Below are 24195 nucleotides of genomic sequence, written 5' to 3'. Positions count from 1 at the left end.
AGAACCGAATCTATCTTTTTCGGTTCTTCGCTTCAGTTTCAGCTTGCTCACTATCATTATTCAAACTTTCAATCAAACCACCGAGGTTTTTATTGAATTGTGCGCGCATCTGAATATAGGTTTTAAGCTTTCTCGCTTTAACGGGGTCTTTCGTTGTCCCCTTACCCGTTTGGTACGCCTCTAAAGCTTTACTTTGTGTATCTTCCTCAGATGATCCATTTTCATAAGCTAAAACCGCCCAACGATAATCCTCAGGCTCATCCGCAATACGTGCGAGATTATCCATTGCATTGACAGATCCCAACTCCGCAGCCTGTTTAAAATATTTTTGAGCAAGCACTTCATCATGATCTTGATTTTCTTCATTGAAATACCAGACACCAAGATAATTTAGCGCCTCAGGATCATTTTGAGCCGCTGCTTTCTTTAAATAATCCAATCCCTTATGAACATCTTTTTGATCTTCATCATTCATCAGTAAATAATCAGATCCCAGCTCCGTTAACGCAACATGATTATTGAGTGAAGCAGCCTTACCATACAAATATTGCTTCTCTTTATCTGTGTCTTTTTTTAATGCGAGCATCAAATAAGCATCACTCGCACCTTTGGCAGCCTGTTTTTCATAATGTGCCAAAATTCCGTTCTCAAGTTGCTTTATCTCCTTGTCCGATAAATATGTGTCTGAAGCATAATCATCAAGTAATTTAATTTTTGCGCCTATATCGCCTTGATTAGAACGTTGCTGAAGCATTCTAAAATAAGCTTGATCACTGTCTTTATGCACTGCTGCATAGTCTTGTTTTGTCTTGGCACCCATTCTTTTTAATATTTTTTCTGGACAGTTTTGAATCAACTCACCTGCTTTTAAGGTGTCTCCTTTTTGGACTGCCCGGTACAGCCACTGACACTGTTCATCGCTATATTCGTCTGCATCATTATCCAATGCATAAACCAACGTACGAATCGCCTGCGTATCACCTTGTTCAGCAAGTTTTAAAATTTTCGGACGAATTTTTAATAAATTTTGCTTGATATCACTCGAAATACCAAAGCCCTCAGCCACTTCAGCTTCTAAAGCCAATGATAAATAGGCGTCAAAATTTCCACGTTGTGCAGCCTCAAAACGTAATTGTTTATATAAATTATTATTTTCAGGTAAAAACCGATAATCTGCTGAATTAGAATAATACTTTGCAAGTAGAAAGTAGGCTTCCGCATCTCCTTGACTGGATGCCTGCTGAAGTAACTGAATTGCTTTGTCAGTATTGATTAAAACAGTGGGGCTACCTGTTTGCAATATTTTTGCCTGAGTCAATAAAGCATTTTCAGCAGAACTCACTGATGAAGCAATAAGGCTGAATATAAAAAAGGATGTTAAAAGTGACGTTTGTAAAGTTCTCATACAAGCTCAGCGTTGTTATTAAAATATACTCAGCTGCAGATTATGTACCGAACGCTATTCATTTCGGTACATATTTTTAAAAGTTTTTAAAAAGTAGATAAACCACTCCACTCCATAAAGCGGTAGATTGCATATTTCAATTTCGAATCATCCGCATATTTGCTGTAATCCACACTCATTTGGCGACCATTTAAATTCGACCAAGCTGTATTGAAATATTGTTCAGCATCAACAAACACTTGCTGTTGTGGATGACCTAAAACGCGCAAATCAGTTTCTAAATTATAGTTCTTCAAATTACGTGCGGTAAAATTGGCTGAACCTAAAATCATCTCTGCTGATTGAACATTGCGCTTTACCATCATCTTACTATGGCATTGTTCACCCTGTGTATTGCACCAACGAACTTCAATGCCTTCATCATGTAATTCTGAAGCAACCTGACGATTTGGAATACCGTTTTTCTGACGACCAAAAGCATCTTTATTGGGGTCGAGCAAAATTCTTAGTTTAACTCCACGTTTTTTTGCAGCAATCAATGCCTGAACAATCTTGCGCTCAGATAAATAAAACATGGCCAAGTCAATTTGGTCGTTGGCTTTTGCGGATGCCAGCATGTTTAAAACTGCGTCATAAATTGCTTTTTCGGTCAGTACTTGAACCTGAGGCGCATTTGAATTTTCAGGCAATTTCCCAAAAACAATCATTGGCGTATCTGCACCAGATAAATGTGCAACTGCTTGTTCCGATGTCAAAATATCTGTTGCGATTGCACCATCGACCAACAAAGCAACATTCGAATGGCGTGAGCTTCCATCATGGGGATTGGCAGAAGTCACGATGGTTTTCCAGCCCTCATCGGTATCAACAACAATAGTTTTTCGATGATTTGCTTTAAAATTAAATAAGTTTAAATAACTACGTACTGTGATTTTTTCCTTACCGAAAGGATTGTTCAACCAACCTTTCTCAGGATTGTTTCCGATATCCTGACAGCACAAATACCAAATCCCAGACCATGTTGGATTCGAGGCACGTAATGGCGTCAAATTGGTTTCAATCACCTCAATGCCACCCAAGCGTAATTGACGATATTGTTCAGGTTGAATACCGCCATACACTGAATTAATTGGATCTGTAATAAATTTAATTTCCAGTGCAGGATTCACAACTTTCTGATTGACTAAGGCCTGCGTCAACTGCTGAGTTAATTGACGTTGTTGAACTTTTGATTCACCCACTTCACTATTAAACAAAAACATATCAATTACAATTGTGGTTTTTGCCTGCTTAATTAATTGTAAAACTTGATCAAAAATATGCTGATCAAGTTGTTGTTTACCCTGCGCATCAATATAGGTTTCATCGGCAATGAATTTCACATCTGCATGACGCAGAGGTCCGGTGAAATTTAAACCTTTTGGCATGGGTTTATAGGTGTGATAAATCGCTGATGCGAGATAGCCCAAAGCCAATACACTCAAAATAATGCCGAAATAGCGGCGTTTTGACCAATTCAGCTTACTGTGAATTCTATTAAAAATACGCATAAAAAAGACCTAGACTCATTCAGGGTCTGTACAACTCATCAATCACTTGGGTTCAAGTAAAGATTAATAAGTCGTGAACAGACAATTAGAGCCTAGGTCGAATTCCTTTATTTTTCAATATCAATTTGGTGAATGAACACAAATAAGCTAGAACTTATAATCCACTCCAATCACAAAGTTACGTCCCATTTGTGGAATGTTTGCCAAGAAAGAAGTGTGATCATACACTTTCTCATCTAACAGATTGTTTGCTTTGAAGAATACTTTTGCTTCCTGTTGATTTGACAATGGATATTTATAAGCCAAGCCTACATTCACCATATTATAGCCTTTCGTCTCTTGCTCATAAGAGGCAAATTTGTCCTGGTTAAATACATGCGCGTATTCGGCAGAACCAGACCAATGATCATCAAAGTCAGCGTTTACACGCGCGCCCAAACGCCCTGCTGGAACACGTGGTGCATTTTCATCTTCAATTTTTCCACGCACATAATCACCAAACATACTGGTTTTGTAGACGTCATTCCACTGGTACGCAACTTCACCTTCTGTACCGTAGAACTTGGCTTTGTCTTGACTATATTTAATTAAACGGAAGTTTTCATATTGATCTAGCGTTTTGGCATAAATATAGTTGTCAAACCAATTGTGGTATACATGCACATGATAGCTAAGCTTGTCATTGTCAAAATGTAATCCGAGTTCAACGTTGTTTGACTTTTCTTTATCTAGATTTTCATTACCCAGTTCATAGGTATTGGTTGCATAGTGTTTACCATCCGCATACAGCTCTTGTGCCAAAGGTAAACGTTCTTGATGAGAACCTGTTAAGGAGAGTGTGTAATTCGGAGCAAAAGCCCAATTCACAGCACCTGAATATGAGAAGGCATTTCCATTGAAATCTTTTTGTTCAGAATCTACATCGACATTCTGATGATCAAAACGGGTCCCCAACTCGACATGAAAATCACCAAATTGACGATGCTCCAAGCCAAACAGACTATATTTTTGTGTCTTATTGGGGGCAAGAACTGCTTCTTCACCAGTAATGTCTAACTTCTGTTGACTTGCCTGTACGCCCCAAACACCTTCCCACGCAGCAACAGGATTATGTACTAACTCGACACGACCTTCATAACCTTTACTCTTAAAGGTCGTCATTGCTGTACCCTCTTCAATTTCATCATGTTTATAGTCGGTATAACTTGCTTGTGCACGCAGTTTCTTAAAGCCTGCAAAAGGTTCATTCAACTCAGAACGGAAATCATAACGTTCCGTTTTCATATCAATCCATGGACCTGCTTCAGCATGATCATGATCTTCATCCCCATGATCATGTCCGGAGTGATCATCACCACCATCATCATGCCCACCACAATGGAGGGACAAACCATGTAAATGGCATGACTCATACTCATGGCTATGTCCAGGTAAGCCATACTGATCTTGACGATTACTATAAGAAATACCGGCAAAACCACGCTCGCCAATCCACGATAAGCCGACATTGACATTATCTGATTCTGAGAAAGTATTGCCTACGCGGCGTTGTTTGCTGCTGTGTGCATGATCACCATGTTCTTCTGTCACAACATAGTCAGGTGTAACGTAATCATTGGCATCGCGTTTTAATCCTTCAACACGCAATGCTACATTTGAACCCAGACCAACTGTAACACCTGCATGTGCCATTTTTTCATCATTGCCAGTGTTATAGCGTAATCCAACATTACCTTCATAACCATTTTCAGGCATGCTGGTCGGAATTTTGCTATCCACAACATTCACTAAACCACCGACTGAACCTGCACCATAAAGGAGTGTCGAAGGTCCACGCACAATTTCAATACTCTGTGCAAGCTGTGGATCTACAGTGACAGCATGGTCTGGAGATAAGCTAGAAACATCCATGGTTTCCGTGGAATTTTGAGTAACTTTTACACGTGCCCCTTCTTGACCTCGAATCACAGGACGACTTGAACCTGCTCCAAATGTATTAGAATAAACCCCGAGTTCGCCTTTAAGTGCCTCACCTAAAGTGGTTCCGGATTGTTGTAATTTTTCACGTGAAACAGTTTCATCTGCAGCACCGAAATCTTGATTGGATGCAACCAGTGGATGACCCACAACAGTAATGGTTTCTAATTGACGTGGATTTTTCTCTGTATCGGTTTGATCTTCTGCCCAAATAGAGGTCGAAATGATCGCTGTTATTGAAAGTGTCAGTGCGCTTTTAGAAAAAGACATGGGATGCTCTCGAAGCTCGATGTTTTGAATTTATGTTATATTATAACATTTCAATATTTTTGCAATAAAAAACATTTCCTATAACCTATTTTGTTTAGAATCAAATCAAAGTCATCTTTGCCATCTGAAATTTAATGCCTTTTACTCTGTCTCACGCTGTTTTAGCACCACCTCTTTCTAAACTTTCAGGTAATCGTTTACCGATTGCAGCACTCGCAATTGGTACAATGACGCCTGACCTATATCGCATACTTGTACAAACTGAAATTCATTTAAACCATCAGTTTAAAGGCATAATTTATCCGGATTTGTGTGTTGGATTGCTATTCTGCTTGTTATGGTATGTATTGTATCGTCCCTTATTATTCAAGTTTTTGGGTATTTATAAACCACTTAATATCCAGTCAACTTCAAATTTTTTTAATTTTTTATTTTGGATCATATTGGCCGTTCTATTAGGGACTGCAACTCATATTATTTGGGATGGTTTAACCCATTTAGACTTTAGAACTTTTGCTTTTAACGACTTTTTAGCACAATCTGTCACAATCCTTGACCATATTTACCCAATGCATAAAGTCCTACAAATTGGTTGTTCAATTGTTGCTTTGCCATGCTTATTCTGGATGGGATTACACTATTTTTTTAAATATAGAAGCACTGAACCATTGAACCGTAAAGTCTCTGTCTTCTGCCTATCATTGTTTGCCATTTCCTTCTTTAGCGGCTGTCTTTATTATATTCATGCAGCAAATGAAACCGGCTTGATTCCCCAACAAACAGATCTTTATATACTGATTGGTTTCTTTATGAAAGTTTTTACTCAAGCCTCCATGATCTGTTTTAGCTTTGGCTGCTGCCTTTTTCTTTATTTAAATCACAAGAAATATTTTGCCATTGTTTAAATGCCAACACTTAATCTTTGCCGGTTTAATCACTAAAATTTTAGGCGAATCGGCTTAAATTCATTAGGCAATGCGTAGTTTTTAATGCAAGTCCTTGTGACTCACCGCTCAAAGAGGCATAATCTCACATTACATTTTTAGGCGATGCGCTGTTTACGTATTCGCTTCCTTAACCCATATAGTTGGATTTCTAACGCTATGATGCGAACTCATTATTGCGGTTCTTTAACCGAAGCTCAAATTGACCAAACTGTAACCCTGTGTGGCTGGGTACATCGTCGTCGTGATCACGGTGGTGTAATTTTCCTTGACATGCGTGATCGTGATGGTCTGGTTCAAGTCGTGATTGACCCGGATACTCCAGAAGCATTTGCAACAGCGGATAAAGCGCGCTCAGAATATGTATTAAAAATTGTTGGTCGTGTCCGTCGTCGTTACGAAGGGACTGAAAATGCCAATATGGTCAGTGGTCAAATCGAAGTTTTAGGTAAAGAAATCGAAGTTCTTGCGGCATCTGAAACCCCACCATTCCCATTGAATGATGAAAATGCCAATATTTCTGAAGAAATCCGTCTGAAATATCGTTTCCTTGATATTCGTCGTCCAGAGATGATTGACCGCTTACGTTTCCGTTCTAAAGTCACCACACTGATTCGTAACTATTTAGATGAACATGGTTTCCTTGACGTTGAAACACCAATCCTAACACGTGCTACTCCAGAAGGAGCGCGTGACTATTTAGTGCCAAGCCGTGTTTCAAATGGCAGTTTCTATGCCCTTCCACAATCACCACAATTATTCAAACAATTGTTGATGGTTGGTGGTGTAGATCGTTATTACCAAATTGCTAAGTGTTTCCGTGACGAAGACTTACGTGCAGACCGTCAACCAGAATTCACTCAGATCGACATCGAAACATCGTTCTTAAACGATGATGATATTATGGATTTGATGGAAGGTATGACAGTCAAAATGTTCGATGAACTTCTTGGCGTAAAATTCGATAAATTCCAACGCATGACTTATGCCGATGCAATGCGTGACTATGCATCAGATAAACCTGATTTACGTATTCCTTTGAAACTTGTAGACGTTGCGGACATGATGCAAGACGTAGAGTTCAAAGTATTTGCCGGACCTGCAAAAGATCCTAAAGGTCGTATTGTAGCGCTTCGCGTGCCAGGCGCTGGTTCATTACCACGTAGTCAAATTGACGAATATACTAAATTCGTAGGTATCTACGGTGCAAAAGGTTTGGCTTATATCAAAGTCAATGAACTTGAAAAAGGTGTTGAAGGCTTACAGTCTCCTATCGTTAAATTTATCGAGCCAATCGTGCTAGATCTATTAAAACGTGTGGGTGCTGAAAATGGCGATATCGTATTCTTTGGAGCAGATAAAGCCAAAGTAGTCAATGATGCAATGGGCGCTTTACGTATCAAAATTGGTCATGACATGAATATGTCGACTTGTGAGTGGGCGCCACTTTGGGTTGTAGATTTCCCAATGTTTGAAGAAACTGATGATGGTAAATGGACATCTGTTCATCACCCATTCACCTTACCGAAATCAAGTGTTGAAGAAGTGAAAAACAATCCAGGTCAAGCACTTTCAGTCGCTTACGATATGGTACTCAACGGTACTGAAATTGGTGGTGGTTCACTTCGTATCTACACTTTAGAAATGCAGAAAGCTATTTTTGAAGCTTTAGGTATCGGTGAAGAAGAAGCTGAAGAGAAATTTAGCTTCTTATTAAATGCATTAAAATTCGGTGCGCCTCCGCATGGTGGTTTAGCATTTGGTCTTGACCGTTTGGTTATGTTGATGACAGGTTCATCTTCGATTCGTGATGTGATTGCATTCCCGAAAACCAAAACAGCTGAATGTCCGCTTACTCAAGCACCTGCACCAGTTGAGCCAAATCAATTACGTGACCTTGGTATTCGCTTACGTGAAAAGGCAAAAGTTGAAACTAAGGAAGCTTAATTCTTTATTCAATTTGAAAAACCCTGTTTTTAACAGGGTTTTTTATTTATAAGTACGATCCTATTTATTGAGGTTCGAATTGAGATAAATTCTCATAAATGTCATAATATGCAGGTTAACTTTTGAGGTGAAAACCGATGGCTATGCGTCCTAATGTACTTCGTCATACAATTATCATCATTGTATTTTCAGTGGTTCAATGGGGATTCATGCGTTATATTCTCAACCATCAATTGTTTAACTTAGACACTTATCAACGTATTCTCTATTTCAGCATGAGTAGCTTTATTGCTGGTTTTTTTATTATTTCAGCACTGATCTATTTGGTGTTGAAAGGCAATGCTGATCGCGATTAATTTTCATAAATGTATAACTTACTTAAAAATTTTTCTCGTTTGCCTTTAGGCATGATTCAGAGCATTGCGAGAAGCGTTGGAAGTCTATTATTTATCAGTAATTCCTCAGCAAAACGAATTACTGAAATCAACATACAAGCAGCCTATCCCAAGCTTGAGGAACAACAACGCCAGCAACTGATCAAAGCCAGTTTGAAAAGTCAGTGTATGACTTATGTTGAGTCCATCAAAGTTTGGGGCTCCCCGCCTGAATTTGCCCTATCCCAAATCAAACAGGTGCATCATGCTGAAATCTTCCTCAACGCATTGAAAAATCCCAATGGCACCCTTGGTGTTGTTCCTCATTTTGGAAATTGGGAGCTAATGAATGCTTGGGTCAATCAACATACTCACCCTGTGATCATGTACAAACCAAGTAAAAATAAAGACTTAGATCGCTTTATGTTGGAATCTAGACAACAATTAAATGCGACATTGGTTCCTACAGATGATACAGGTGTACGTGCTTTATTTAAGCATTTAAAACAAGGCGGCTTTTCAGCCATACTTCCCGACCATATTCCCAAAGAATCTGGCGGTGTGTATTCTGATTTTTTTGGACAAAAGGCTTTTTCATCTACCTTACTGTCTAAATTGGCAGCGAAAACCCAATGTTCTGTGGTAGGACTCACCTGTATTCGTCGCGCAGATTACTCTGGTTTTGATCTGCATTTTACAGCATTGTCTCCAGACATTAATTCTAAAGATTTACAACTTTCTGTTGATACACTCAATAAGGAAATGGAACGAATGATAAATATTGCACCAGAACAATATTTATGGGGCTATAAACGTTTTCGTAAATTAGAAGGTGAACGGAATTTGTATAAATAAGCAAATTCTCGTTCATCTATTTAAATAATAGTCAAAATTCCATATTCAAAGCATTCTATTTAACGAAATTTTATTTTTACAGTTTTAATACCGCGCCTAAACTTAGTCATATTTAATATAAGTTTTTGAATCTGTTTAAATATTCTAAGAATTTCTTTTTTTAACTTAATGTTATATTTCAATTTTTCTTTTTGTAGATACTTCCCTTTTCTAATATTTCTAACCTCTTCCAAAGCACTAGGGAACTCTGTCTGACCATTCTTCAAGATAACATCTTGAATACACAGTGCAGGACTCAATTGATATATATCTAGCTTTGGGCATTCTCTAAAAAGAAAATGGTCTACTGGAATCAGTACCTTTGATTTAACGATATAATTCAATAGTTTTTGTGCTACTTCCTGAGATAATATATAACCACCACATCCCATATGCGCTTCACGTAATAACAATAGCTCACGGTCATGGGGTACATAAAGATGTTGTTGTTTTAAAGCTACACCTATTTTTTTATAAAACACTTCCAATTTAATCACAGAACATTCTTTTGGAATCCATGTAGTATCCAATAAAAAATCTTTTGCATTTTCACCTAGATAAATATCATCTTCAAATATTGCAATATAATCAAGTTGTTCATCTATGGCCTTCTTCCATAAAATCATATGACTGAGCAAACAACCAACTTCATTTTCATGCAAGTCTGTTGTAAATTCAACTAAACCAAGTTGAGATGCCATAAGATTTATATTGACTGGTGTGATAGCATCAAAAAATTCAAAATCTACTTCTTGTTTTGTAAACTCAGCAACAATATGTTTACGACGCTCTTGAGCGGTTGATAAACTAATAACAAATTTCTTCATAAAAACTCTTACAACAATTACTTATAAATTTAATTTTGAGATCGGCGCCATGATAAAGATTAATGTTCATTTAAATTAATCGCATTTAGCGATATACTATATGATACCACTCTAATAAATGTGTTTTTAGGGGCTATAAATAATGATTAGTGAAAACATTAAAATTTTTGTAGGTTGCGATCCAAATAACTGTGATCTTGAACAACTTATGGTATTAGAACATAGTGTTCGTAAACATACACAGCATAATGTTGAATTTATTTGGATGCAACTTAGTCATGATATAAATAGTCCTTGGTATAGCGATCAGGAAACAAATCAAGGTTGGTCAACAGCAAAATGGGCAACACCTTTCTCGGGTTTTCGTTGGGCAATACCAGAGTTATGTGATTTTAAAGGTCGTGCAATTTATATGGATGCAGATGTAGTCGTGCTCTGTGATATTGCAGAACTTTGGTCACACCCTATGACTGATGAAGCAATTGTTATTGCAAAAGGTGGAAAAAGTTCGGCTCGACTATGTACGTGCGTATGGGATTGTGCAAAAGCTAAAGAATATCTTCCATCACTTGATGAAATTCGCAGTAATCCAGATAGCCATAAAAATTTAATGCGTCTTATCAAAGAAAAGCCTCAATTAGTTGAACCTTATCAAGATTCTTATAATAATATTGATGGAGAAGATTTAACAATTGAACAAATTAAAGTGTTGCACTACTCAGACATGGGGACTCAGTTTAGTCATAAATATGCCATTCCACGTCTTGCTAAAATGAATCAAAAGCATTGGTTTGATGGCAAAATAATGCCCCATCCTCGTCAAGATTTGATTAAATTATTCGATGAGTATTATGCAGAAGCGCTAAAACTCGGCTATAAACCTGAGAATTATTTAATTGAACCTTATGGAACTTTTTCAAAAGCAACTCAAATTAATTATCAAGGAAATAAAGTAACGCGTCCTGATCAAGAAACCAATTGGTTCAACAAGCAAATTCGAAAAATCAAAGCAAAATTTAAAAAGCCAACATTTACTTTAGATGGATGAATTGTCAAAGCGACAATTTATCCATTAACATTCATTTTATGATTATTACGCAATATGAATCCTAACACACCAAAATCATTTAAATTAATGTTTACAAACATTATTTTAAGAAATATCTATAAATTTATTTATAAACATACACATCCTAAAACATATAAGCATAATCGTAAATACTGGCCTTATTATTCAGTTACAAGGAATGAACTTGGTGGAATAGATAAGGTTTATTTCCGTAAGAAACTTATTGCTGATAATACATTAATTCCAAAAGGTGAATGTCAAAAAGCTATGCTGGTTGCAACTGGGCCATCCATTCAAAAATGTCCAGAAGATATATTTAAAAGAAAAGATATTGATTATATTGGAATTAATGGTTCAATCTCCTTAGACCATGTTCATTTTAAATATTATGTCATCATCGATTTTAATTTTACCAGGAATCGTTTTGACTTAGTGCTCAAAGTCCTCCAAAGCCAATGTACTTTTTTTACTACCCATCGCTGTCTTGATATAATTCTCAGAAAAATCAGTCCTGATCAAATAAAATGTCAAATTAAAATCATTGAAACAATTACTGAAGGAGTAGTTGAGCGTTTTCTAGGGCCACGTATTACTATTAATCCTCATCAAGACTATTTTTATTTAGAAGGTGAAAAGGGATTTTCAAGTCATATCCGTAACTCTATTTTTGACTATTTCACAGTCTCATATGTTGCTTTACAAATTGTTTATTCATTATCGTATCAAGAGATTTACTTGGCTGGTTTAGATATGAATAATTTCAATCAGCCACGTTTTTATGAAAAAAGTTCCAATAAACAGCCTACTATGCTTGATCAGTATCTCACTGAAATATTTCCTGCATTTGAAGTAGCTTCTCGTTACTTAAATAAGCAGAATATCAAAGTTTACAATCTATCACTAAAAAGTGCGATAGAGTCTTTTGAGAAATTAGATCCTAAGCTTTTATAAAATTTGGATTCACTTTAGTTTCATTAAGTTTTTTTGAATATGCAAACCAAAAATTTTCGTGATGATATCAACGGGCTTCGTGCCTATGCAGTAATACTTGTTGTTCTATACCATTTCGGCGTCTCTGGATTTTCTGCTGGATTTTTAGGTGTAGATGTTTTCTTTGTAATTTCTGGCTATTTAATGTCTAAAATTATTATTGAAAACCTTGAAAAAAATAGTTTTTCTTTTATAAACTTTTATTTAGCAAGAATCACACGAATTTTTCCTGCATTATTCTTTGTTGTAATAGTCATGACAATCTGTGGATGGTTTTTTTTCATCCCAGAAGATTTTAAATTATTTGCAAAAGATGCAAAATATAGTCTCTCATTCTTGTCAAATGACCTATATTATCGTCAAGCAGGTGATTATTTTGCTGTAAGCTCTCACGATAAACCTTTACTCCACACATGGTCATTGTCCGTTGAATGGCAATTTTATATACTTTTTCCAATTCTTATTTATTCATATTTTAGAATTATTAAAAATAAAAAATTTTTAGGTTTATTTTTAATTTCATTGTGTATCTTGTCTTTAAGCTTCTCGATTTATATCTCTTCTAAAGATTCAATTTATGCCTTTTTTAAGCTTACTTCTCGCGCTTGGGAACTTATCGCAGGTGGTTTGGCTTTTTATTACTTCAGAACATATAAACCATCAAAATCTATAAAGATTTGTTTTGAATTTCTTGGACTTTTATGTATTGCTTTGAGTTTAATCATATTTGAGAAAAATACAATCTGGCCAAGTTATAATGCTCTAATTCCTGTCACTGGAACGTTATTAATTCTAATTGCCAATCAACAACACTCTTTTTTTACTAAATTCAAAATTATTCAAAATATAGGGAGTGCTTCTTACTCGATCTATTTGTGGCATTGGCCTATTGCATTTTTACTAGGATATTTTTTCTTCGAGAAGAATATAATCAATATCAGCTTAGGTATTCTAATTTCCCTTACTCTAGGTTGGTTAAGCTATATATACATTGAAAGTTCTAGAAAGTATTTCATTAAAATCAACAGATATTACTGCTACATATTGTTTTTTAGTATACTCATCTTCACATCTATACTTTATTCATATATCAATAAAGATGGTTTAAAAAATCGCGCAAACTCACTTTATTTACAACATAACGAAAAACTTGAAATGCCAAAAGTTTCGAATGGGTGGTGTTTTTATAATATAAAGGATGATCATAGTCTAAAGGTAGGCAACCAAGGGCTTGCATGTTATATAGGATCACAACAAGCTAATGCCCAATCAGTTCTTTTATTTGGCGATTCTTTTGCTGGTCATAATATTCCGTTTTGGCATTATATTGGAAAAGAACTTAACTTAAATATTCATGCTGTGACAACCAATTGGTGTTACCCTAGTATAGATGAGCAATTTACGGGTGATAAGAATTCAACAGCCTATCAACAATGTATAATCAATCGAAATTACTTAAAAAATAATATAAATAAGTACGATATATTGATTTTTGCAGGTCGCTGGTCTGATATTGTGCAACAACATCAACAACAAAGCTTTGACAACTTGCTTAAAATTACAAATCAATTGCATAAGAAAGTCATTATAATGTCTGAGCCTTACGCATTTGATGAAAACATTAGTATCTTATATAAACGATCATTATGGTTACATCGAAATTTTAGTCTAAATAATTATTCTGATAACATTAAAGCTCAACAGCAAAAAATAGCATTCCCCATTATTAAAGATATGGCACAACGTTATCCAAATACCCTATTACTCACACAAACAGACTTATTTGCACCTAATCATATGGCAAAAGATAATATTCCCTACTCTTTGGATGGTCGTCATTTATCTGTTTTTGGCTCCCTATCATCTAAAGATTACTTTAGTAAACAGCCAAAATATAAAATACTCAAACAGTTTGTATTATCAAAATAGATGATTTTATTCAATAACTATGCAATACAAAACAGGCTATAATTTTATATAAAAATTATAGCCTGTTTAAAACATAATAAGGCTAGCTTATATTAAAAATCAATTAAAGAACCTTTAAAATACATTCCTTTATCATAATACTGACATAAATAATTTCGCTCTTTTCCAGCAAGTTTAATTAATTTTGGATATTCTTTTGCTGGATAATTTAGCGCCATATCAATCAATATCTTTTCTTTGATCCAACGATTTTTTACCTGACAGTAAAATGCATTTTCGTCACAATCAATCAAAGTAAGACTTGGAAAAGATTTTCTAAGCACCTTTTGACATGCAACATATGCAACAAGATACTCTAAATTACTGATTCTTTGAAATATATCTTTGGTATTTTTTTCTGTATCTTTAATTTCTTGAACATATTTCTTGGGTGTTTTCTGAATAGCAAGATAAAGCTCATCATACCAATATTTAAAGAAAATATTATTTTTCACACTGGCTAAGAGCCAATTCTCCAATACAGGATAATTTAGATTTGTAGTGTTCTTCTTACGGTAATATGAAAAACTTTCAGTTTGATTTTTTTGCATTAACTCTGCAATCCAATCTAAACTCTCATAGAGGATGATACTGGCGTCCAACCAAATTCCACCATATTGATAGAGTAAATCAAATCTTAATAAATCAGCCTTTTGCTGGGGAGTTGCAGTTTCTAAAAGTGAAAAGTTAATTTGAGTATACTGATTAACATTTTCAGGGTTTAAAACATGTACTTCATAAGTCGGATTTTTTTGGCGAATATTATCAATACATTTTTCAACAAATTCAGGAAAATGACCTTCCCAATAAATCCAGATTTTCTTTGGTAATTCAATAGGCGTATCGACAGGATTAAAAACCAATTCTCCAGCATAATTATCAATTTTTTTATTGGTATGTCTAATGTTGTAATAGTACATCATATGAAATTTAGCCAAATAGAATAGTTTCTTAAAAATTTTCATATCAAAGACCTAATACTTTTATACACACAACAAAACAATGATAAGCACACTAAACACTAGTCAAAATACCCATACAGCTCAGAACTTGAAATATTAATTCATTCAAAAATAAAGATGTTTAAGCGCATACATACGATCACGCCACATCCGCTTTTGTTTTTTCAAGCCATAAGAACTGTCACGGTTTTCCTTATCTTTCCGAGAAATCCCTTGGGTAGCCACTGTACCCAAAATATCACTATCCAACCCAGCAGGTTTCACTAAGGCTGGCCAAACACCTAAGCCTTTGCCATTTTTACTGAGCCATGTTTGGAAAAAAATATCTACTGGCATGGTCATCGTTTTACCAGAAGCGACGAATGCTTCAGCACCTTTTCTTGACCAAATTAAACCTAATCCGCGGATCGGGAAATAATAAGCATGCCATAGTGAAAAATCATCAAACTTCACAATATCTTTTGCAAATTTTTTCTTTTTGGCAGCCAAATTTACCAGATACCAGTCAATATCCTGATGCCGATCTAAATATGACAAAATTTGCTCAACAGACTTTTTAAAGTTGGCCGTAATTTTCATGTCATCTTCTAAAACCACCAAATAATCTGCGTCACTTTTTAAAAACTTTTCAGCGCAGCCATAATGGCTAAGATAACAACCTAGTTCAGAATTCAGCAATCGACGACCTAAAGTTTGTTGGGTCGCAACATCATCATAGTTTTTAAACGAAGCTAAATCCTGACCACGACCATCATAAGCAGAAAACCGTTGGAATGACCAATCAACTGCTTGTAATTGTTCTGTAGCCCGTTGAAGTCTTTCATCACTACCATCAAGATTAATAAGATATGTTTCAACTTTCATGAAAAACTTCCGATGACAAAACTTGGTTTGGGATGACAGACTCAGGGAGATAATTACCAAACTTGACAATCATTGCATTTTTTACTTGGGCTGCATCTTGTACATTCAACTGATCTAAACTTTGAATACAGCCATATTTAATCTGATCTTGATCTAGTGCTTGAATAAACCCATTTAAACTTTCAGCATTTTTTAAATAAGCTAATGGTAAATCTGGCTTTAACACCGCTTCATTTTTTTGAATTTTCAAATGATTCATCAATGAAATCGGATTTAATTGCTCAACGCTACGAAACTTATATTTAATTTGTGTTTCCAATAACACCGGATGATTCAATAAATATTGACTTAAAATTTTACGATCAACGCAATGTGGATAATGATGGATTTCAAAAAATTCTTTAAATCCAAGGATATCAGCACCCAACATCTGCGCAATCACATGACCGGGCTGAATAGGTTTATTGAAATTTCGATTTAAAAATTGACGATATTTCAGTTTAGCCTTGTAGCTAAAACAACTTTTCCAATGCCCATAAGTCACAATTTTGTCTTGCTCTAGAAAATCTTCAATTTGAGCAGATGCATTAAAAAAGAAGTCATCATTTAAATAGATAAAATAATCCGACAAGCCATCAATATTCCACAACATACTTTCTATAGAGCGGGTATTAAAAGTCGGTAGAAATTGTTCATAACCCGCAAAAATTTCGCGATGATCAACCACTCGAATTTTATCGGCATCACAAAGACCTTGTGTGACAAACTCATTTAAAAATTCAGGTTGTTGACCATCCGTAACAATCAAAATATGACGGCAAAAAGGTACATACTTCAATATAGATGCAATGTTGTAATAGATTTCATCATTGCTGGCAAATCGGGTTTCACTGACTGCGTCACTGGCATCTTTACCTGTCAGGTACAAATGACGTTTACGTTTTAACTCAACATCATTGCCATCTACCCAAGCAATCACGATATCAAGGTTTTGCATCTATCTTGTTCTCAATGTTGGTCAAATAATATGAAGAGCATTATTGCCATGCATCTTTAATCCAGTCTGAAGGCAACACATAACGATACCACTTACCACCACCACCAGTAACGGCATCTGGTGGATTAATTTCACCATGAAAAATAATGATTTTGGCATCTTGTGGTTTTACTGGTGGCTTAAAATAGGCCAATGGCAGTTTTTGCAAACAGTGGTATTTATAACTTTTACACCAGTCTTTCGGCCAATAGCTGAGTTTTTTCTGTTGATCAACATACCAAGACAAATATTCTTGTTCATTTCTAAACTTGTGACTAATTTCTTTAAAGTTTTCACGAAAGTAAGGCAGAATGTCTGGAAAGGAACCCAATTTAAAACGATACACAGAACTGTTTCCAGTGACTCGCCAAGGACGTTTCCAATCATGAATTATTAAAAACTCGCCCGGATAAGTAAAGAAATCATCGATATTATCAACAATCACCACATCAAGATCTAAAAACAGCAAATTGCCTTTGAGACCATATAAGTCTGGCTCAAAAGTCGATAATTTGTTCCAGCCACGTTCTGGACTTCCTTCAGGCAATGCCAGGGGTGGAATTGGAAAACACAGAATATCCGGATTGATACCTTCTGTACGATCAGTCAGGCAGACCATTTTAAAATCAATGGTGGTATGTCGTTTGACCATGTTATACAGTCGATTGACATAGTCTGCACCATACTTGGTTCCCCATTTCATACACAAAACAATATTTTGTTCTGATTCAACTAAATTTGACTGTAAATTTGATTCATTAACCTGCATGCATCAATCTTCCACCTGAGCAATCGGCATATCATACCATTACCATAGCCAAGTTACTGTATTCGATTGCACATGCTGAACAATTTGTTTCATCAGAATATGCTATGATGCACAAACAATTTAAACGCATGATGTTTATTTCATTATTCCATAATTTTTGAGGATAGGATGCTTTAAACAATTCGTTAAAATGTCGAATACAACTTTTGCAAGCAGATTTTCTATATTAGGTTTTTATGAAAATAGCAGTCGCTGGAACAGGTTACGTTGGCTTATCCAATTCAATGATATTTGCACAACATCATGAAGTTGTTGCTGTAGATATTTTAGAATCTAAAGTTAACATGCTCAACAATAAAATATCACCTATTCAGGATGCTGATATTTCATTATTTTTAAAAGAAAAAACACTGAACTTTACCGCCACCACTGATTATGAAAAAGCCTATCGAGATGCCAATTTTGTAATTATTGCAACCCCAACGGATTACGACACTAAAACCAATTATTTCAATACACAAAGTGTCGAAAGCGTGGTTCAACAAGTCTTAACAGTTAATCCTCATGCAGTGATGGTGATCAAGTCCACCGTCCCTGTTGGCTTTACCAAAAGTCTCAAAGAAAAATTTCAGACTGAGAATCTCATTTTCTCTCCTGAATTTTTACGTGAAGGCAAAGCACTGCATGACAATTTATATCCGTCCCGAATTATTGTGGGTGAAAAGTCGGAGCGCGCACAACAGTTTGCAGATTTGTTGATCGAAGGTGCAATCAAAAAAGATAGCCCTGTTTTATTTACTGATTCTACTGAAGCAGAAGCCATCAAACTATTTGCCAATACGTATTTGGCGATGCGCGTTGCCTACTTCAATGAACTCGATACCTATGCGCAAATTTTTGGTTTGGATACCCAACAAATTATTGAAGGCGTTTGTCTGGACCAACGTATCGGAAATCATTACAACAATCCATCTTTTGGTTATGGGGGCTATTGCCTACCGAAAGATACCAAACAGCTTTTAGCCAACTACAATCATGTGCCAAGCAATTTGATTCAAGCCATTGTTGATTCAAATAGCACGCGCAAAGACTTTATTGCCGACTCAATCATTGCGCGCAATCCGAATACAGTGGGTATTTATCGCTTAGTCATGAAAAGCGGTTCAGACAATTTTAGAGCTTCAGCCATTCAAGGCGTAATGAAACGTATCAAAGCCAAAGGAATTGAAGTGATTGTCTATGAACCCACTTTACAAGAAAATGATTTCTTTAAATCTAAAGTGGTTAATGATTTAGCGCAATTTAAACAGCAAAGTGATGTGATTATTGCCAATCGCATTTCAAACGATCTCAGTGATGTACTCGACAAAGTCTATACACGAGATATTTTCGGAGCAGATGAATGAAAGTTCTCGTCACAGGTGCAGCAGGCTTTATCGGATTTAATGTTGCAAAGAAACTATTGGAACGGGGTGATGATGTTGTTGGTTTTGACAATGTCAATGATTATTATGATCCTGCTTTAAAAGAAGCGCGATTAGAAGTTTTAAAAAAGACAGCTGAACACGTTCAAGGTTCTTTTGTCTTTATTCGCGCCAATCTTGCCGATAAAGGAGTTGTTGATCAATGCTTTCAAGATCATTCATTTGATCGTGTGATTCATCTAGCAGCTCAAGCAGGCGTACGCTACTCTCTAGAAAATCCTTCCAGTTATGTAGAAAGCAATCTTATCGGCTTCACCAACATTCTTGAAGCGTGTCGCTATGCACAAACGCCACACCTCACTTATGCCAGTACCAGTAGTGTCTATGGTGCAAATACCACCATGCCATTCAGTGAAAAACATGGCGTCAATCATCCTGTTCAATTCTATGCAGCGACCAAACGCGCAAATGAATTGATGGCACACAGTTATAGTCACTTGTTTAATTTACCCACCACAGGTTTACGTTTCTTCACCGTTTATGGTCCCTGGGGACGTCCCGATATGGCGTTATTTAAATTTACCAAGAATATTATTGAAGGTCGTTCTATTCCCGTATTCAATCATGGCAATCATACCCGTGACTTTACCTTTATCTCAGATATTGTCGAAGGTGTTATTCGTTCAAGTGATCAAATTGCGCAGCCGGATCCAGATTGGGACAGCAGAAATCCCAATCCATCAACCAGTTATGCCCCATTCCGTATTTTTAATATCGGCAACAATAATCCAGTCAAATTGATCGAATACATTCATGCGATTGAGAAAGCTTTGGATAAAGAAGCCATTTTAGAATTACTCCCCTTACAGCCGGGTGATGTACCAGACACCTTTGCGGATAGTACAGCACTGGAAAATATGGTTGGTTATAAACCATCGGTTTCCGTAGAGGAAGGCGTACAACAATTTGTTGATTGGTACCGAGACTTTTATAGAGTTTAGGACAGGCCCACCTATTCATCGTATTGTTTATACCCAAGTTCAAAGCATAAAAAAAGGATTCCTACAGGAATCCTTTTTTTATGCTTTGAACAGCTTATTTTACATAAGTCAACCAATGCGCATATTTTGGATCTTTACCCTGAACCGCATCAAAGAAAGCTTTTTGAATTTTTTCAGTGATTGGTCCACGTGTACCAGTACCAATTTGACGGTCGTCATATTCGCGAATTGGCGTTACTTCAGCAGCTGTTCCTGTAAAGAAAGCCTCATCACCAATATAGAATTCATCACGTGTGATACGGCGTTCAACAACCTCAATACCAAGGTCTTTAGCAATGGTAATAATCGTTTGACGGGTAATACCGTCTAAAGCACCACCGGCGATATCCGGTGTATGTAAAACACCATCTTTCACCAAGAATACGTTTTCGCCAGAACCCTGACATACATAACCTTGAGGATCCATCAACATTGCTTCATCATAACCAGAATGTGCAACTTCTTGGTGAGCAAGAATGGACAATGTATAGTTACCTGCCGCTTTTGCCTTACACATAGTCACATTTGGATGATGATGGGTAAATGATGATGTTTTAACGCGAATCCCTTTCGCCATCGCTTCATCACCAAGATAAGCACCCCAGCTCCACGCAGCAACTGTTGCGTGAATGGTGTTATCAGTTGCAGCAATACCTAATTTTTCCGAACCAATGAAAATAATAGGACGTAAATAGCATGATGCCAATTTATTTTCACGTACCACATCAATCTGAGCTTGCTCAAGTGTTGCTTGATCAAATGGAACTTTCATTTGATAAATTTTTGCAGAATTTAACAAACGCTTTGTATGATCTTGGAGACGGAAAATCGCGGTACCATTCGGTGTTTCATAAGCACGGACACCCTCAAACACACCCATACTATAATGTAAAGTATGTGTTAAGACGTGAATTTTAGCTTCACGCCATTCAACCATTTGTCCATCTTGCCAAATAAAACCATCACGATCAGCCAAATTCATGGCGCACACTCCAAATTTTTACACAATTATTCACTTTCCAAAGCGAAAGTCGCTGTTGGATCAATTAATCTTTGCCATAACTTGCAAACGACCTCTCGGGTATCGTGCCAAACCGCTGCACTCACTTGCATATTATGATTTGCAAGTGCTAAACGGTGGCTCTCGGCGCGTTCACTGAGATAAGCTTGAATCAATGCGGATACATCGTCGCTGGATAAGCAACCTGCCTTTGCGGCATCTTCAAGGATTCGTACGTTGTCGGAATAATGGGCGAGATCAGGATTCGTCCCACTCCAGGCTAATACCACATACTGTGCCATAAATTCGATGTCAACGATACCACCTGCATCCTGTTTTAAGTGAAAAATTCCATCTTTTTTCTGATCTTTTGATGAGCCTAGATGATCTTTCATTTTTTGACGCATGCTGAGCACTTCTTGGCGAACCATTTCTTCCTGTCTCGGCAAAGTCAGAATCTTACAGCGTAATTCTTCAAACTTCGTTCTCAGTGTCGATTCACCTGCAATTGAACGAGCCCGAACAATTGCCTGGTGTTCCCACAACCATGCACTTTTCAGTTGATATTGTTCAAATGCTTTTAAACTGGTCACCAATAAACCGGCTTCACCTGATGGACGCAAGCGCGTATCCACTTCATAAACCCGACCATCCAAGGTTTGAGTGGTCATCAAGGACATAAATTTCTGGGCAACCCGCATGGCAAATTCAAAACCACTAATGGCTTTGTGACCATCTGTATCTGCTTGTTCGTCCATATAATGAATAAACACCAGATCCAAATCTGAGCCATAGCCCAGTTCAATTCCCCCGACCTTGCCATAACCAATTACACAATATGCCATATGCTCCAAAGAGCAGCGCTGACCTTCCGCATCCACAGGATAACCATGTCGCTTAGCCACTGTTTGATAGGCTAAATTCAATGTAGCAATCACTGAAACTTCCGCAATATCGGTTAAAGCATCAGATACTTTCATCAACGGACTTTCAGCCAATACGTCACTTGCTGCAACTGTCAGCACATTGGACTTTTTAAACAGGCGCAATACCCGCATTTGATCTTCGACTTGATCAATTTCAATGCGCAGCAATTGCTGGCGTAACGAATCTTCCAAATATGACCTTTGTGGCAGCTCAAAATCCATTGACAAGAACTCATCCAAAAGGACGGGATAATGGGTCAGTTCCTCACAAATCCATGGACTTACTGTCGCCATTTTAACCAGGCGCTGCAATGCCCCTTTGCTTTCAATCAGCATCACTAAATACACCGTACGGCGCATTACAGACTCGACCAATGGCATCAAACGCATCAATGCGACTTGTGGGCTATTCGACTGTAAAACTGCTTCGACCAAATGTGGCCAAAACTCTTTTAAACGCTGAACCGCTTTTGCTGGCAATTTTTTAATGGCATGACCATACCAAAATTCATGGATTAAATTTTTGGCGTCATCATCCAGAATATCATTGAGTTGGCTTTCAAGTTGGCTATAACTTTCGATAGGTGATTCAAGCCCTTTTTCTTTAATCAGATGCTCGAATTGGAATGTCACCTTTTCTCGTTTTTGATTTAAAAAGTCAATAAAATCATTCCAATCTGCAAAGCCTAAAGTATCAATCAGTCTTTGACGTAACTCAGGCTCGGTCGGTAAAGATTGGGTTTGTTGATCATTCAGTGCTTGAATCGCATGTTCAACACGGCGTAAGAATAAATATGCATCTTCTAGATCAGCAACCGATTGCGAATCCAGCAATCCAACCTCACCTAAATGCTGAAGACTGACGAGACATTGACGATCTTGCAGCTCTAATTTAGCGCCACCATAAATCAATTGAAAAACCTGGACAATAAACTCAACTTCTCGAATTCCCCCTGCACCCAACTTGATGTCATCTGCAATATTACGACGTGCAACTTCGCGCTCAATCATGGCTTTCATTTCACGCATGGCTTCAAATGCGGTGTAGTCGACATATTTACGGAATACGAATGGACGTGTCATGTCCAATAGACTGTCACCCTCTTGTCCACCCGTAATAATACGCGCCTTGATCCATGCATAGCGCTCCCACTCGCGCCCATGCTGACTGAGATATTTTTCCAAAGCGACATGACTAATCGCAAGTGCAGAACCATCCCCCCAAGGACGCAAACGCATATCTACACGAAAAACAAAACCATCCGCAGTAATATGATCCAGCAAATAGATCAGCTTCTGTCCCCACAAGATACAGAACTGCTGTACATCGATACATTTCCGTCCATTGCTTTCACCCTGTTCATCAAAAGCAAAAATCAAGTCGATATCACTTGATAAATTGAGCTCTTGCGCACCCAGCTTGCCCATACCAATCACGATCAGATCTTGAATCTTACCGTTATACCCAACTGGCTCACCATGTTTGGCAATGAGTGGAATCCGTGCAAAATCTTTGGCTGCAACGATACAAATATCAGCAAAATCAGAAAGTTCACGGGTCAATGTCACAACATCGGTGAGTTGATTGGCATCCTGCCAGATCCAACGAAACATCAAACGCGCACGGAGTATCCTTAATACACGCATCCACGTAATTTCATCTTGAATCGCTGCTAAATTAGCATCCACGAGGTGTTGAATTTGCTGGGTACTGAGCGATACTTGAAATTGGTCAATTGCATAATCATGTTCTAATACACTCTGATGTAGACTTAATACTTGTTCTGCATACTGACTGGCATGTAAGGTTTTTTGCAATTGCTCAGCATTCATTAGAAAAGCCTGTACTGATGTTTTATATGATTATTTATAGCAGTTTGCTTTACTGTTAGGGAATTTTTTATCGTTTTATCAAAAGTCATAGATTAAAAAAACATCAAAAACACACATCCACCCCTT

General features: G+C 37.0%; 19 protein-coding genes. 9 read left to right on the top strand and 10 right to left on the bottom strand.

What is annotated here, in order from left to right:
- Positions 1–10: 10 nt before the first annotated feature.
- From IMO47_RS14820 to znuD, 3 genes are all read right to left on the bottom strand, one after another.
- Positions 11–1342, bottom strand: a complete 1332-nt coding sequence (locus IMO47_RS14820) for a sel1 repeat family protein (RefSeq protein ID WP_242052675.1) — start codon at positions 1340–1342, stop codon at positions 11–13.
- A gap of 149 nt (positions 1343–1491) precedes the next feature.
- The gene (locus tag IMO47_RS14815) at positions 1492–2955 is read right to left on the bottom strand and encodes a phospholipase D-like domain-containing protein (RefSeq protein ID WP_196075371.1); all 1464 of its coding nucleotides are present in this window, start codon (positions 2953–2955) and stop codon (positions 1492–1494) included.
- Between the two features lie 147 nt (positions 2956–3102).
- Complete coding sequence (gene znuD, locus IMO47_RS14810) at positions 3103–5202, bottom strand: zinc piracy TonB-dependent receptor ZnuD (RefSeq protein WP_196075370.1); 2100 nt, start codon at positions 5200–5202, stop codon at positions 3103–3105.
- 134 nt (positions 5203–5336) lie between these two features.
- On the opposite strand from znuD, the gene IMO47_RS14805 reads away from it, so the two are divergent.
- The 4 genes from IMO47_RS14805 (at position 5337) to IMO47_RS14790 (ending at position 9322) form a co-directional block, all read left to right on the top strand.
- Positions 5337–6107, top strand: a complete 771-nt coding sequence (locus IMO47_RS14805; RefSeq protein WP_196075369.1) for a DUF4184 family protein — start codon at positions 5337–5339, stop codon at positions 6105–6107.
- A 198-nt stretch (positions 6108–6305) separates the two neighbouring features.
- Positions 6306–8093: an aspartate--tRNA ligase gene (gene aspS, locus IMO47_RS14800; protein WP_196075368.1), complete on the top strand. Its 1788-nt coding sequence runs from the start codon at positions 6306–6308 to the stop codon at positions 8091–8093.
- Between the two features lie 137 nt (positions 8094–8230).
- A complete protein-coding gene (locus tag IMO47_RS14795) occupies positions 8231–8449 on the top strand; it encodes a hypothetical protein (RefSeq protein WP_004827797.1) in 219 nt (72 codons plus the stop codon).
- Positions 8450–8458: 9 nt separating this feature from the next.
- The gene (locus IMO47_RS14790; RefSeq protein ID WP_196075367.1) at positions 8459–9322 is read left to right on the top strand and encodes a lysophospholipid acyltransferase family protein; all 864 of its coding nucleotides are present in this window, start codon (positions 8459–8461) and stop codon (positions 9320–9322) included.
- Positions 9323–9381: 59 nt separating this feature from the next.
- On the opposite strand, the gene IMO47_RS14785 is transcribed toward IMO47_RS14790, so the two are convergent.
- Positions 9382–10188, bottom strand: coding sequence for a glycosyltransferase family 25 protein (locus IMO47_RS14785; protein WP_196075366.1), 807 nt, complete (start codon positions 10186–10188; stop codon positions 9382–9384).
- 142 nt (positions 10189–10330) lie between these two features.
- Here IMO47_RS14785 and IMO47_RS14780 point away from each other — a divergent pair, with 142 nt between their 5' ends.
- The 3 genes from IMO47_RS14780 to IMO47_RS14770 are packed head-to-tail and all read left to right on the top strand — an operon-like array spanning position 10331 to position 14176.
- Entirely contained in the window at positions 10331–11236 is a 906-nt protein-coding gene (locus IMO47_RS14780; RefSeq protein WP_196075091.1) for a glycosyltransferase, read from the top strand.
- Positions 11237–11290: 54 nt separating this feature from the next.
- Positions 11291–12208 carry a lipopolysaccharide biosynthesis protein gene (locus tag IMO47_RS14775; RefSeq protein ID WP_196077837.1) on the top strand — a complete coding sequence of 306 codons (918 nt, stop codon included), beginning with the start codon at positions 11291–11293 and terminating at the stop codon, positions 12206–12208.
- A 39-nt stretch (positions 12209–12247) separates the two neighbouring features.
- Positions 12248–14176 carry an acyltransferase family protein gene (locus IMO47_RS14770; protein ID WP_196075987.1) on the top strand — a complete coding sequence of 643 codons (1929 nt, stop codon included), beginning with the start codon at positions 12248–12250 and terminating at the stop codon, positions 14174–14176.
- A gap of 92 nt (positions 14177–14268) precedes the next feature.
- Here the strand turns inward: IMO47_RS14770 and IMO47_RS14765 are convergent, their stop codons facing one another.
- The 4 genes from IMO47_RS14765 to IMO47_RS14750 form a co-directional block, all read right to left on the bottom strand.
- Positions 14269–15180 (bottom strand): capsular polysaccharide synthesis protein, encoded by a 912-nt coding sequence (locus IMO47_RS14765; RefSeq protein WP_196077836.1) that lies wholly within the window; start codon positions 15178–15180, stop codon positions 14269–14271.
- A gap of 102 nt (positions 15181–15282) precedes the next feature.
- The gene (locus tag IMO47_RS14760; RefSeq protein WP_196076440.1) at positions 15283–16041 is read right to left on the bottom strand and encodes a glycosyltransferase family 25 protein; all 759 of its coding nucleotides are present in this window, start codon (positions 16039–16041) and stop codon (positions 15283–15285) included.
- Entirely contained in the window at positions 16031–17038 is a 1008-nt protein-coding gene (locus IMO47_RS14755) for a capsular polysaccharide biosynthesis protein (protein ID WP_196076441.1), read from the bottom strand. The genes IMO47_RS14760 and IMO47_RS14755 overlap by 11 nt, the downstream gene beginning before the upstream one ends.
- A 40-nt stretch (positions 17039–17078) precedes the next feature.
- Positions 17079–17846: a glycosyltransferase gene (locus IMO47_RS14750; RefSeq protein ID WP_196076442.1), complete on the bottom strand. Its 768-nt coding sequence runs from the start codon at positions 17844–17846 to the stop codon at positions 17079–17081.
- A gap of 236 nt (positions 17847–18082) precedes the next feature.
- On the opposite strand from IMO47_RS14750, the gene IMO47_RS14745 reads away from it, so the two are divergent.
- Positions 18083–19252, top strand: coding sequence for a nucleotide sugar dehydrogenase (locus IMO47_RS14745; RefSeq protein WP_196076443.1), 1170 nt, complete (start codon positions 18083–18085; stop codon positions 19250–19252).
- Positions 19249–20271, top strand: coding sequence for an NAD-dependent epimerase (locus IMO47_RS14740; RefSeq protein WP_196076444.1), 1023 nt, complete (start codon positions 19249–19251; stop codon positions 20269–20271). Before IMO47_RS14745 ends, IMO47_RS14740 begins: the two co-directional genes overlap by 4 nt.
- Before the next feature lie 94 nt (positions 20272–20365).
- On the opposite strand, the gene IMO47_RS14735 is transcribed toward IMO47_RS14740, so the two are convergent.
- Together IMO47_RS14735 and glnE are read right to left on the bottom strand one after the other, a co-directional pair.
- A complete protein-coding gene (locus IMO47_RS14735) occupies positions 20366–21292 on the bottom strand; it encodes a branched-chain amino acid transaminase (protein ID WP_196076445.1) in 927 nt (308 codons plus the stop codon).
- A 26-nt stretch (positions 21293–21318) separates the two neighbouring features.
- Positions 21319–24069, bottom strand: coding sequence for a bifunctional [glutamate--ammonia ligase]-adenylyl-L-tyrosine phosphorylase/[glutamate--ammonia-ligase] adenylyltransferase (gene glnE / locus IMO47_RS14730; protein ID WP_196076446.1), 2751 nt, complete (start codon positions 24067–24069; stop codon positions 21319–21321).
- Between the last annotated feature and the right edge of the window lie 126 nt (positions 24070–24195).

The sequence above is a fragment of the Acinetobacter sp. Res13-Abat-PEC15-P4-01 genome, assembly GCF_015676285.1.
Taxonomy (GTDB): domain Bacteria; phylum Pseudomonadota; class Gammaproteobacteria; order Pseudomonadales; family Moraxellaceae; genus Acinetobacter; species Acinetobacter nematophilus.
This window is presented reverse-complemented; position numbering and strand designations above follow the sequence as displayed.